Origin of the sequence: Planktothrix sp. (assembly GCF_046067725.1) — a bacterium.
Lineage (GTDB): Bacteria > Cyanobacteriota > Cyanobacteriia > Cyanobacteriales > Microcoleaceae > Planktothrix.
This window is the reverse complement of sequence record NZ_JBJUDF010000095.1, coordinates 1-13011: the sequence shown is the minus strand read 5'-3', so window position 1 is coordinate 13011 and position 13011 is coordinate 1. Positions and strand designations below refer to the sequence as shown.

The 13011-nt window shown below is 39.6% G+C and carries 13 protein-coding genes and 1 pseudogene; 9 read left to right on the top strand and 5 right to left on the bottom strand.

The window, feature by feature from the left end; translation table 11 throughout:
- A partial coding sequence (locus tag ACKPEB_RS05510; protein ID WP_408963831.1) for a hypothetical protein occupies positions 1-152 on the bottom strand: 152 nt, incomplete at its 3' end.
- A 364-nt stretch (positions 153-516) separates the two neighbouring features.
- Between ACKPEB_RS05510 and ACKPEB_RS05505 the strand changes: the two genes are divergently transcribed.
- The 5 genes and pseudogenes from ACKPEB_RS05505 to ssuE all read left to right on the top strand — a co-directional run bounded on the left by ACKPEB_RS05505 (position 517) and on the right by ssuE (position 4989).
- Positions 517-1581, top strand: a complete 1065-nt coding sequence (locus ACKPEB_RS05505) for a sulfonate ABC transporter substrate-binding protein (RefSeq protein WP_408963830.1) — start codon at positions 517-519, stop codon at positions 1579-1581.
- A gap of 39 nt (positions 1582-1620) precedes the next feature.
- The gene (gene ssuD, locus ACKPEB_RS05500) at positions 1621-2778 is read left to right on the top strand and encodes an FMNH2-dependent alkanesulfonate monooxygenase (RefSeq protein WP_408963829.1); all 1158 of its coding nucleotides are present in this window, start codon (positions 1621-1623) and stop codon (positions 2776-2778) included.
- Between the two features lie 3 nt (positions 2779-2781).
- On the top strand, positions 2782-3561 hold the full coding sequence (gene ssuC, locus ACKPEB_RS05495) for an aliphatic sulfonate ABC transporter permease SsuC (protein ID WP_408963828.1): 780 nt from the start codon (positions 2782-2784) through the stop codon (positions 3559-3561).
- Between the two features lie 124 nt (positions 3562-3685).
- Positions 3686-4369, top strand: a pseudogene (locus ACKPEB_RS05490) (ATP-binding cassette domain-containing protein); the annotation flags it as partial.
- Between the two features lie 56 nt (positions 4370-4425).
- On the top strand, positions 4426-4989 hold the full coding sequence (gene ssuE, locus ACKPEB_RS05485; RefSeq protein WP_408963827.1) for an NADPH-dependent FMN reductase: 564 nt from the start codon (positions 4426-4428) through the stop codon (positions 4987-4989).
- A gap of 159 nt (positions 4990-5148) precedes the next feature.
- On the opposite strand, the gene ACKPEB_RS05480 is transcribed toward ssuE, so the two are convergent.
- Positions 5149-5517: a phage holin family protein gene (locus ACKPEB_RS05480; protein WP_408963826.1), complete on the bottom strand. Its 369-nt coding sequence runs from the start codon at positions 5515-5517 to the stop codon at positions 5149-5151.
- A gap of 152 nt (positions 5518-5669) precedes the next feature.
- On the bottom strand, positions 5670-6761 hold the full coding sequence (ychF, locus tag ACKPEB_RS05475) for a redox-regulated ATPase YchF (RefSeq protein WP_408963825.1): 1092 nt from the start codon (positions 6759-6761) through the stop codon (positions 5670-5672).
- A 201-nt stretch (positions 6762-6962) separates the two neighbouring features.
- Here ychF and ACKPEB_RS05470 point away from each other — a divergent pair, with 201 nt between their 5' ends.
- From ACKPEB_RS05470 to ACKPEB_RS05455, 4 genes are all read left to right on the top strand, one after another.
- A complete protein-coding gene (locus ACKPEB_RS05470; protein ID WP_408963824.1) occupies positions 6963-8021 on the top strand; it encodes a DNA cytosine methyltransferase in 1059 nt (352 codons plus the stop codon).
- Positions 8022-8111: 90 nt separating this feature from the next.
- On the top strand, positions 8112-9578 hold the full coding sequence (locus tag ACKPEB_RS05465; RefSeq protein WP_408963823.1) for an aminotransferase class I/II-fold pyridoxal phosphate-dependent enzyme: 1467 nt from the start codon (positions 8112-8114) through the stop codon (positions 9576-9578).
- A 33-nt stretch (positions 9579-9611) separates the two neighbouring features.
- Positions 9612-10211 carry a precorrin-6Y C5,15-methyltransferase subunit CbiT gene (gene cbiT, locus ACKPEB_RS05460; protein WP_408963822.1) on the top strand — a complete coding sequence of 200 codons (600 nt, stop codon included), beginning with the start codon at positions 9612-9614 and terminating at the stop codon, positions 10209-10211.
- A 159-nt stretch (positions 10212-10370) separates the two neighbouring features.
- The gene (locus ACKPEB_RS05455) at positions 10371-11261 is read left to right on the top strand and encodes a phosphatidate cytidylyltransferase (RefSeq protein WP_408963821.1); all 891 of its coding nucleotides are present in this window, start codon (positions 10371-10373) and stop codon (positions 11259-11261) included.
- Between the two features lie 45 nt (positions 11262-11306).
- On the opposite strand, the gene ACKPEB_RS05450 is transcribed toward ACKPEB_RS05455, so the two are convergent.
- Positions 11307-11768 (bottom strand): DUF29 domain-containing protein, encoded by a 462-nt coding sequence (locus ACKPEB_RS05450; RefSeq protein ID WP_408963820.1) that lies wholly within the window; start codon positions 11766-11768, stop codon positions 11307-11309.
- 346 nt (positions 11769-12114) lie between these two features.
- The coding region (locus ACKPEB_RS05445) for a glycosyltransferase (RefSeq protein ID WP_408963819.1) at positions 12115-13011 on the bottom strand (897 nt) is incomplete at its 5' end.

The window sequence follows — 13011 nt, the reverse complement described above, 5'->3', positions numbered from 1 at the left end:
GTTAAAGACATCGCCACATTACATTGATAATCTCCAAATTTGGGATTTGTGGCTTCAACTACCATCGGGTCAGTTGTGGCGAAATCTTCCCCAAATGCTGCCACTAACGCTTGATTAAATTTAATTTTGAGCAGTTCTACTGTCGATGTCATGATTAATACTTTCGACTTAAGGCTTCATTGAAAGCTGTGCTTTTGAGTCGATTGTACCTTGAATTCAGTCCATCCAGAAAATAGCCTATTGCTGGGCTTGGTTCCCAAGTCCTGATCTGCTCAGGTTGCTAATGGGAGAAGTTTACATTCTGTTACAGAGTAAGATTCCTTCCCCCCACCGACTGATCTGGCTTCGGGAAGTAGGGGATGAATCCATTTCAAAACGAAATAATTTATAAATGTATTGAAATTCAATCGGAATCATATTACACTTTCCCTATCGATTTATGATGGATTCTGCATGAGAGTCCATCGCCAGGGTGAGATCCCTCGCTCAGAAATTACGTTAAAGGTGAGAAGTGTGATGACTCGATTATTTGCCAGGTTAAACGTTCCTTCTTGGCTGCGACGCCTCTCAACAGCCCTAAAACGTCGTTCTATTCTCAGTTTTATGGGTTTATTTGCGGGCGGCTTGTATTTAAGTCTTGCCTTAGCCGCTTGCAGTAGCGGAAATTCTGCCAATACTCCAACTTCTGTCGCCACTAACACAGCCACCCCCTCCAGTTCTGTAGTTAGAATTGGCTATCAAAAATCCGCTACTCTCCTCAACGCCTTAAAATCCCAAGGAACCTTAGAAAAACGTTTACAACCCCAGGGAATAACCGTTCAATGGTCGGAATTTTCGGCTGGCCCCGCAATTTTAGAAGGCTTAAACGTCGGACAAATTGACTTTGGTTACACCGGAGAAACCCCGCCCATTTTTGCTCAAGCCGCGAATGCACCCTTAGTTTATGTTGCCTATGAAACCTGGGGGCCGAAAGCCGAAGCGATTTTAATTCCCAAGGATTCACCTATTCAAAATGTGGCGGATTTAAAAGGGAAAAAAGTTGCTTTAAATAAAGGTTCTAATGTGCATTATTTACTCGTACAAGCCTTAGAAAATGCTGGCTTGCAATATAGTGATATTACTCCGGTTTTTCTGCCTCCGGCTGATGCAAGAGCCGCCTTTGAACAAGGAAGCGTTGATGCTTGGGTCATTTGGGATCCTTATTTAGCCGTTGCCGAAACTGCGATTGGGGCAAAAATTTTAACTGATGGTACAGGATTAGTAGAAAACCGAGGCTTTTTCTTAGCCTCTCAAAAGTTTGTTGAGCAAAATTCTCCTGTAATTACTGCCATCTTAGACGAACTGAAAACCACCAGCGAATGGGCAAAAACTAACCCTCAAAAAGTGGCAGAATTTCTATCAAAAGAAACAGGAATTGATGTTCATTCTCTGTTATTAGCTGAAAGTCGTCGTAGTTATAGTGTTGAACCCTTAACTTCAGAAACCATTTCGAGTCAACAAAAAATTGCCGATACCTTCTATCGCTTACAACTGATTCCACAACAAATTAGCATTCAATCGGCGGTTAAAAACCTATCTTAACGGGTTCTTTTATTAACTAATTATTGCAGGAATAAAACAATGCAAATTCTTTGGTTTTTTCCCACTCACGGAGACGGACGTTATTTAGGAACGAGCTATGGCGGACGAGCCGTTACTCTGGACTACTTAAAACAAATTGCCCAAGCCGTTGATCACCTGGGCTACACGGGGGCACTAATTCCGACAGGACGCTCCTGTGAAGATGCTTGGATCGCTGCGGCATCGCTGATTTCCGTCACCCAACGGATGAAATTTTTAGTCGCCCTCCGTCCAGGGATGACTACCCCTAGCACCGTAGCAAGAATGGCGGCTACCTTTGATCGCCTCTCTGGGGGGAGGTTACTGGTGAATGTCGTCACCGGAGGCGATCCGGTTGAAATGGCCGGGGAAGGGTTGCATTTGTCCCATGATGATCGTTATGCGTTAACCGATGAATTTCTCCAAGTTTGGCGAGGGGTAATGGCTGGGGAAACGGTGGATTTTCAGGGGAAATATTTGGATATTCAAGGGGCAAAACTGCTATTTCCTCCGGTACAAACCCCCTATCCACCTTTATGGTTTGGGGGTTCATCTCCCGCAGCGATGCAGGTAGCAGCCAAACACATTGATGTGTATTTGACCTGGGGAGAACCCCCGGAACAGGTGGCGGAAAAAATTTCCCAGATGCGTCAATTGGCGGAAGCTCAAGGTCGCACAATTCGGTTTGGGATTCGTCTCCATGTGATTGTCCGCAACACCTTAACTCAAGCTTGGGATGCTGCGAATGAATTAATTGAATATGTGGATGATGAGGCGATCGCAACCGCCCAAAAAGCCTTATCCCGTACCGATTCTGAGGGACAACGACGGATGACTCAACTGCATGGAGGCTCAAAAACTGCCCTAGAAATTAGCCCGAACCTGTGGGCGGGTGTGGGGTTAGTGCGAGGTGGGGCGGGAACAGCTTTAGTGGGGGATGCAGATACCGTTGTTAAACGGATGCTGGAATATCAACAATTAGGAATTGAAACGTTTATCTTCTCCGGTTATCCCCATTTAGAAGAAGCGTATCGCGTTGCTGAATTGTTATTTCCCCATCTTCCTTTAGAGTATCAACCTCCCTCTTTAGAGACAAATATGATGAGTCCTTTTGGAGAAATTATTGCCAATGATCGTCATCCTAAATCTCAACGGATTCCCACTCCTACTGCTTCCTAAATTATGGCTAAAAAAGGATTAGATACCGTTTTAAATCATCCGATTGTTCCTTGGATTGTACCTGTCGGATTTTTGCTCATTTGGCAATTTTTATCTCAGGTGGGGTGGTTATCCAATCGGGTTTTACCCGCCCCAACGGATGTCCTACAAGCTGCGATTAAATTAGGGTTAAGCGGTGAATTATTCAAACATATTCTGATTAGTACCCAACGAGCGATCGCAGGCTTCATTGTTGGGGGAATAATTGGGGTGGCTTTGGGCTTACTCAATGGCATTTCCCAACCAGCTAACAGAATTCTGGATACGTCTGTGCAGATGGTCAGAAATATTCCCCACTTAGCTTTAATTCCCTTAGTCATTCTTTGGTTTGGAATTGGGGAAGAATCCAAACTTTTTCTAGTCTCTTTTGGGGTATTTTTTCCCCTTTATATTAATACTTGGCATGGAATTAAAACCGTTGATGCAGGATTAATTGAAATGGGAAAAGTTTATGGCTTAAATCCTTGGAATTTATTTTGGCAAGTGATTCTGCCAGGGGCGTTACCGTCTATTTTAGTGGGAGTGCGCTATGGATTAGGAATTATGTGGTTAACCTTAATTGTTGCCGAAACCATTGCGGCAAATTCAGGAATTGGTTATATGGCGATGAATGCTCGTGAGTTTATGCGAACGGATGTTGTGGTTTTAAGTATTCTCATGTACGCCTTACTGGGAAAATTAGCCGATGCGATCGCCTGTGGATTAGAAGCAAAATTATTGCAATGGCATCCAAGTTATCAATAGAAATAGAAGGAAAATATACAGTATGAACACAAAAATTAGAGGCTCAGATGTGAAACTTTTAGGATTGAGTAAATCCTTTGGTCAAACCTCTATTTTATCCCATTTGAGCTTAGACATTAAGCCCGGAGAATTTGTGGCGATTGTCGGGCGTAGTGGTTGTGGAAAAAGTACCTTATTACGATTAATTGCTGGGTTAGATCATCCGACGGCTGGGGGGGTTTTAGTCGATGGAGAACCCCTGCATCAACTCAATCCTACTGCACGGGTGATGTTTCAAGATTCCCGTCTATTATTGTGGCGGCGGGTATTAGAAAATGTGGGTTTAGGACTGCGGGGAGACTGGAAACCGAAAGCCTTGGAAATGCTGACACAGGTGGGTTTAGGGGAACGCGCTCAGGACTGGATTGCCGTTTTGTCGGGGGGACAACGACAACGGGTCGCTTTAGCAAGGGCGTTGGTGAGTCAACCCCGTTTACTCCTCCTCGATGAACCCTTGGGGGCGTTGGATGCTTTAACTCGAATTGAAATGCAATCTTTGATTGAACAATTGTGGTTAGAAAAGCAGTTTACGACGTTATTAATTACTCATGATGTTGAAGAAGCTGTAGTTTTAGCAGATCGAGTTTTGTTATTAGAAGCCGGACAAATCACGATGGATTTAGATATTCCCCTTTCTCGTCCTCGCCATCGCGGTGATCCGACCGTTGCCAGATTAGTTGAACAAATTTTAGCACGGGTTTTAAAGAGTCATTCTTCTGTTCAAAACTCATTTCAATTAGCAGGATTAGGTTTACAAAGATATCAATAAGAAATCTTTAAATTGAATCCATTCATGTTTTAAATTCTAACATAGGAGTTTTTCTAATGGCAAAAATTGTAGCGATCGCAGGCAGTCCTTCCCATCCTTCTCGGACTTATGGAATTGTCGAATATGCCCTGAATTTACTGGCTCAAAATAAGTTTGAAACCGATTTTATTTCAGTCCGAGATCTACCTTCAGAAGATTTAATCTTTGGACGCTATGATAGTCCGGCTTTAGAACCTGCAAAAGCCTTAATTCAAGACGCATCGGGGTTAATTGTTGCCACACCTGTTTATAAAGCGGCTTATACTGGGGTATTAAAATCTTTTTTAGATTTATTACCGCCTAAATTTCTATCAGGTAAAGTGATTTTACCCATCGCTACTGGGGGAACAATTGCCCATTTATTAAGTATTGATTATGCTCTTAAACCTGTTTTATCGGAATTAGGCGCGGAATATTTATTAAATGGGGTTTATGGAGTCGATAAACAAATTCAACGTCAAGAAAATGGGGGGTTTTTATTAGATGAAGAGATTGAACAACGCTTACAAAAATCGGTTCACGATTTAGAACAAGCCGTTGAGCAGATATCTAACCTTACCGAAAAATTAATTCCGGCATAAATTTTATTTTTGGGGCTGAATAAGTTTCAGCCCTAATTAAACTTTTTTAGGACAAAATTATTGGCATTAATCAACCCTGAAATCCTAGTCTATTAGACACAGATTAAAGGTGCATCCTTAGAGTGATGTTCTTGATTCTCTGGTAAGATTCAATGAAAATTATCTAATACCGATTTGTGCTAAAACCTGAAACAGAATAGAATTAATAAAACTCAATGCTAAAGCCCCAATGACAGCACTCCAAATTCCCCACCGTAAGCTAAATCCTTCCACCAGTTTAGCAGCTAAGGCAAACATGAGAATGTTAAGAACAAATGTAATGAAAGAACCCGCAAAAATCAAAGTAGCTGGGAGGAAAATTAAGGCTAAAAGAGGACGTACTAAAGCATTAACCAGTCCAAAAACCGCCGAAGAAATCAAGGCTTTTTTGAAATCATCAATTTCAACGCCAGTAAATTGACTCAGTTGAGCAATCAGATATAAACTGACGGCTGTGACTAACCAAAGTAATAATAAACTCACGATCATTTTAGGATCTCCCGTCGGGTTATAAAATTTAATTTTACACCCTCAACCCCTAACCCTGAGAGTTTTAAAATAAAACGATAAAATCTTTAGTTTTTCTTAATAAAATGTGAGATAACCTTCCCCCTATATCTGATAGAGAGAAGGTTCAAACATTAAACATTAAATCGGAATAACATCACATCTCCTTCTTGGACAATATATTCTTTCCCTTCACTGCGAACTAATCCTTTTTCCTTCGCGGCTGTCATCGAACCTGTGGCTACTAAATCTTTATAAGCAACAGTTTCCGCCCGAATAAATCCCCGTTCAAAATCAGAGTGAATAACTCCGGCGGCTTGGGGTGCAGACATTCCGGCTTTAATTGTCCAGGCGCGCGTTTCTTTGGGGCCAGTGGTTAAATAGGTGCGTAATCCTAATAATTGATAAGTCGCTCTAATTAAGGATTTTAACCCTCCTTCTTCTACGCCTAAAGACCCTAAAAAGTCCGCCCGTTCTTCTTCGGATAAATCCACTAATTCTGCTTCCACCTGGGCTGAAATAATCACAACTTGAGCATTATCTAATTTTGCGACTTCTCGGACTTTCTCAACTTGTTCGTTACCTGTTGATAAATCATCTTCTGACACATTTGTTGCATAAATAACAGGTTTTTGTGTCACCAAACCCAACCCTTTAACGGCTTCTATTTCTTCTTCGGTTAATATTGCTTGACGGGCGGGTTTTCCTTCATTTAATAAGACGGCAATTTTTTCTAAAGCGGTGACTTCAAGTTGGGCTTCTTTGCTGGTTCGAGCTTGTTTGCGCGCACGGTCAATGCGACGTTCAACCTGGGCTAAATCTGCTAACGCTAATTCTAAATTAATAATCTCAATATCGCGCAAAGGATCAACAGAACCCGCTACATGAATAATATCATCATTTTCAAAGCAGCGAACGACATGAACAATCGCATCTACTTCTCGAATATGAGATAAAAATTGATTTCCTAACCCTTCTCCTTGACTCGCTCCTTTTACTAATCCCGCAATATCAACAAATTCAATTCGAGTGGGAATAATTTGTTCAGAATTAGAAATTTTTGCTAAAACGTTCAACCGTTCATCGGGAACTGCGACAACGCCAACATTCGGTTCAATAGTACAAAAGGGAAAGTTAGCCGCCGTCGCCTTTGCATTAGCAACTAAAGCGTTAAATAATGTCGATTTACCAACGTTGGGAAGTCCAACAATTCCGGCTCTTAGCATGGGTTCGATGGTTAAGTTAAACGTTCAATAGACTATCAATTTATAATTATAAACTGTTTGGGGACAATTTTAACAAATTTATGATTTTGTACAATTGATGCTGTATTAAGATACAATCGATAAAGTGTAATTGCCCTTGCTTAGAGGTGACAACAGAAGCATTCACAACTGCTTGTTAAACAGGATATATAATTTGATAACATGGATAATTCTCTTAAAATAGCAGATTTATTTTCAGGAATTGGTGGATTTCGGCTGGCTTTTGAAAAGGCGGGTTATCAATGTGTATATTCTTGTGAAAAAGATTCCGCTTGTCAATCTGTTTATTTCGACAATTTTGGAGAACAGCCAGAGGAAGATATTACTAAAATTGATTATCAGAATATTCCTCAGTTTGATGTCTTAACAGCAGGTTTTCCCTGTCAACCCTTTAGCATTTGTGGAAAACGACAAGGCTTTCAAGATACCAGAGGAACTTTATTTTTTCATCTTTGCGAAATTATAGAAATCCATCATCCCAGGGTTGTTGTCTTGGAAAATGTCAAGCATTTGTTACATCATGATCAAGGGAAAACTATTAAGACTATTTTATATTCCTTAGAAGATTTAGGCTATTTTGTAGATTATCAATTATTGAATGCGAAAGACTTTGGACTTCCTCAAAATCGAGAGCGATTGATTATTATTGCTTGCAAAGATAAAAAATTTTCTTTTTCAAAACTGAAAAAGGTTTATCCTGTGCCTAAATTAAGGCATTTTTTAGACAAAACGGGAAACTTCGACTACTTAAACCCAGAAGATTATACCTTAATTGAAGGTTCTAAACAGCAGTCATCTGGTTTAATTTTTGTCGGATATCGAAATAAAAATATCTGGAAAAAAGGAATTAGACCGAATACCGAACATTTATCGAGGGTACATCACCAACCCAATCGAATTTACTCTATTGATGGAGTCCATCCCACTATTCCATCTCAGGAAACATCGGGACGTTTTTTTATTTATATTCCCGAAGAAAATCGAGTGCGTAAGTTAACCATCCAAGAATGTTATAGAATTATGGGGTTTCCTGATACCTTTAAATTGCATTCTAATTTAGGAGAATGTTATAAACAAATTGGTAATTCCGTTTGTATTCCTCTATTTCAAGAACTTGCAATTCAAATTAAAGAACAAATTTTTAGTTCTTTTGAAGAACAATCTGTATCAGGATGGAAAACCCAACAACTATTCAATAATTATAAAGTGTACGGTGTGTAAGTCATACGCAAGAACCCATTAAAGGGCGAGAAAACCTCGCCCCTACAATTACAATTTTGGTAATTTGTATATAAAATTTAGACTGACTATATGTTAGAACAATCTCAAACCCCCTTATTAACCGCCTTAAAAAATTGTGCAAACCAACCCGATACCGCCTTTTATGCTCCTGGTCATAAACGAGGACAAGGAACTTCAGTATTATTAACGGAACTGTTAGGAAATCAACTGTTTAAAGCTGATTTACCCGAATTACCTGAACTGGATAATTTATTTAATCCAGAAGGTGTCATAGCAGAGGCTCAAAACTTAGCTGCTGAAGCATTTGGGGCTGAACAAACCTGGTTTTTAGTTAATGGTTCAACGGCGGGAATTATTGCTGCGATTTTAGCCATTTGTGGAACTGGAGATAAAATTTTAGTTCCTCGAAATGTTCATCAATCTGTAATTTCAGGGTTAATTTTATCCGGTGCGATCGCAATTTTTTTACAACCAGAATATAATATAAACTGGGATTTAGCTTATAGTATAACCCCGGAAATTGTAGCTCAAACTTTACAACAACATCCCGATGCGAAAGCCGTCTTAATGGTGTATCCCACCTATCAGGGAATTTGTGGAAATATCACCGAAATTGCTAAAATTACCCATCAATATCATATCCCCTTAATTGTCGATGAAGCTCACGGAGCCCATTTTAATTTTCATCCTGATTTACCTGTATCAGCCTTAAAAGCGGGAGCCGATTTAACCATACAATCAACCCATAAAGTTTTAGGTTCCCTGACCCAATCTTCCCTGCTTCATGTTCAGGGAAATCGCATTAACCGAGATCGATTATCCCAAACTTTACAATTCGTTCAATCGACCAGCCCCAATTATATTTTATTAGCGTCATTAGATGCGGCTCGTCAACAAATGGCAACCCAAGGCTATGATTTAATGAGTCAAACTCTATCTTTAGCTAAAATAGCCCGAACTGAAATTAATAATATCCCCAGTTTATCTAGTTTTGGAACCCCCCATTTTGAATCCACATCAGGATGTATTAATTTAGATCTCACTCGTTTAACCGTCAAGGTTTCAAACTTAGGAATTAGTGGTTATAAAGCCGATGAAATTCTCCGTCAACAATTCAAAATTACCGCAGAACTTCCTAGTCTTCATCACCTGACATTTATTATTAGTTTAGGAAACACAAAAACCGATATTGAACAACTGATTAACGCACTCAAAACCCTCTCCATTCAATATCCTCCTACCACCACCCCCCGTCAAAATTTCTTCCCTACACCCCATAACTTGCCCTCCACACCTTCTTCCTCCTGCCGCGAGGCTTTTTTTGCCCCAACAGAACAACGTCCCCTTGCAGACTGTATCGGGCGAATCAGTGCAGAAATCATCTGTCCTTACCCACCGGGTATCCCAGTATTAATGCCGGGTGAAATTGTGACCTCCGATGCACTAAAATTTTTGCAACAAGTGATAGCTTTAGGTGGGAAAATAACAGGATGTAGCGATCCAAACCTGCAACAGCTTAAAATTGTTAAGGGTTAAATCAATCAATACAACGTTAAACCGAACCCCAAAATGTCCAAACTTTGGCCTTATGTAACCCCTGGTATTCCTGATGATTTGTTTGAACGGTTGCCCGGTATTCCCTTAAGTAAGCGGGAAGTCCGGTTATTATTAGTTTCTCTGATGCGCTTGCAACCCAATTCAATTGTTTGGGATATTGGGGCAGGTACGGGGACAATTCCGGTCGAAACGGGGTTACTCTGTCCCCAAGGTCGAATTATTGCTATTGAACGAGATGAAGATGTGGCGAATTTAATTCGACTCAATTGTGAACGGTTTGAAGTTAAAAATGTTGATGTGATTGAAGGAAGTGCCCCTGACTGTTTACACCAGATTTCCCATCTGCCTCATCGGGTTTGTTTGGAAGGAGGACGACCCATTAAAGCGATTTTAAATGAAGTTTGGAAATATCTACAACCTCACGGACGAATTGTAGCGACAGCTTCAAATTTAGAAACACTTTATTCGATTTCTGAAGGGTTTTCCGAGTTGCAGGTTCGGAATGTTGAGGTGGTACAATCTGCGATCAATCGTTTAGAAAAACGGGGAAATCATCAAACCTTTGAAGCGGTTAATCCGATGTTTATTTTAAGCGGAGAAAAACTCGATTAAAGTGAAATATAAAAACCTTTTAGCAATAGTTATGAAGAGTTTTGATATAACCAGTTTCAAGAGATTTAACCCCAGGAACACCCCCCATGATCAATTGGATTGTTAGTTCGTAACTCTTAACTCTTAACTCTTAACTCCTGACTCCTAACTCCTAACACTATGCCTTCTTTGTCTCGTATTATCAGTGGAATTATAGCCATTATTCTAGCCTTGGGAATGCTCATTTTTGGAGGATGGTATTTTACCCTGGGTTTTAGCGTGATTGTGTATTTAGGTCAATTAGAATATTTTCAATTAGTTCGAGCTAAAGGAATTCAACCTGCGGGTAAAACGACTTTAGTGGTTAGTCAAGCTTTACTATTAACGGCGGCATTCTCTCCAAACTTAGTGGATGCGATGTTTGCTTTAGCCGGAACCTTAATCTGTTTTTATCTATTATTTCAACCTAAATTATCCACCATTGCTGATATTAGTTCTTCGATTTTAGGATTATTTTATGGTGGGTATTTACCCAGTTATTGGGTCAGGTTAAGGGTGGGATTAGAACCCCATACGTTATTAGAAAAAGCCTTTGCTAGTCCCATCGATTTTAATGAACATTGGCTAGAAAATTTATCATTTGCTAATTTATCCCCAGGATTAACGGCAACTTTATTAGCTTTTGGTTGTATTTGGGCGGCAGATATTGGGGCTTATATTTTTGGTAAGTGTTTTGGACGAACTCGCCTATCAGATATTAGTCCCAAAAAAACTGTTGAAGGCGCAATATTTGGGGTTTTAGGGAGTATTGTGGTAGCAATATTAGGATCTTGGTCTTTACAATGGCCGGGGTTTCCTTGGCCCGGTTTAATCTTAGGATTATTAATCGGAATTGCCAGTTTATTAGGGGATTTAACCGAATCTTTAATGAAACGAGATGCAGGAGTTAAAGATTCAGGTCAACTGATTCCAGGTCATGGCGGTATTTTAGATCGTGCAGATAGTTATGTGTTTACTGCTCCGTTAGTTTATTATTTTATCACCTTATTTTTACCGCTATTATCAACTTAAAACCTTTCTAATTTTCCCTGAGAATTAAGGAATATTAGTGATTGTCTATGGATTCGGCCAAAAGTCAGAATTCATGATTTGTTCTAAGGAAAAAGGACAAATTTCAGGAAACTGTTCATCCGGTAAATCCGTTTCAGCGATGGGCTCCGCCCAGCCGAAGGCTATCGCTAAATCCCTAGCTTCTGACCAACTTTCATTCAAGGCTTCCTCTAAACGGGATTTTAAACCTGGATTTCGCCTCAATAGTTTAGCAATAGCAGTGCGTTGAATACGGATAGTCGCCCGCCAACTGTTTGTCTGTTTCCAATGCTGAACCTGCCATTTCAGGAGATGAGCAATTAACTGTATGAAGCGAGATTCAAGTTGGTCATAATGGCGATTTCCCAAATCTTCTAACTCCTCAATGAGATGAGCTAAATCTAGTTGCTCAAATTTCCCTTCCCGTAGAAGGTTAGATTGCTGGTAAACCCAGCTATAAAAGTCCTGTTCGTAAAGGGTTGTACTCATGGGATATCATCGAACAGAGGATTAATATTTTGTTGATCTTAGATTAACATAAAGGAATTAGGGGATGCGATGGGTTCCGCCCAGCCGAAGGCGATCGCTAATCAACGGCGACCATTTAGAGACAGAGGAAAAAATATGGGTTCTCCTGTACTTATGGTGATAAGTAAAGCTTATATAAAAAGGCAAGCTAGTAGCTTTTCACGCATCATCTCAAAATTTTTGAAGCCTTTTCCCGCTGTCCTTGATGTAACCAGATATCTCCTAATGCTCCTTGAAAAAAGATTAAATTCGCGTTTAACTGAACTGTTTTTTGGTAAGAGATGAAAAACAACCTCGAATCTAAACTCTATATTATCCTAAAAGAATTAAAGATAGAATCCAATTTTTCTGAAAAAACGGTCGCAGAACATTCAATTTCTACTCGCTTAAGGGCATTTTTTCTGAGTTGATTCCATAGAGTTGAATCTTGATAAAGTTTAACGCATTGTTGAGCAAAATTTACAGGATCATCAGCAACTAATAATTCTGTTTCAGGGTTCCATCCTAACTGTTGAGCAATTAAGGATGTGGTAACAATGGGTAAACCATAAGCTGCGGCTTCATGAACTTTATGGGGAATTCCGGCTGCGTATCGGGTAGGGGCTACAAATAATCGAGCTTGATTATAGAAAGGAGTTAAATCATCAACTTTACCTAATAATTTGATTGATGAATTGTTTAAATGATTAACTTTGTGTTTGATTTCTTCAACGGTATTATTTCCAATAATAATCAGTTCAACAGTTTGACCAAGTTGTTTTTGAATTAGAGGAAAAATTTCTTGAGTTAGCCATAAAACAGAATCAGCATTAGGAGATTCTAATTCATAAATTGAACCCACAAAGAGTAAATTTTTGCGGTCTGCAAAGGTTTGAGGAGTGGGATGCACTGAAAAACGATGACCTAAAATGCTAACGTTTGTATAACCCTGTTCAATAAACTGTTGTTGTTCTTGGGAAGAAACTGTAATAATATGATGGCTATTTTTAGCCAGTTTAATTTCATCTCTAATCGCTTTTTGACGTTCTTCTTCAGTAAAATCAATTTTATTTAAACGTTTAAATTCATAATCTCGAATACTAAATATTGCTTCTGCATCATAAATAATTTTAGCAGAGTTGAGGGTATTTTCTTTAGCTAAAATCGAGTTTAAATGTTTAATATTATGGGGACGACTAACAAAAACTAGATCATAATATCCTTG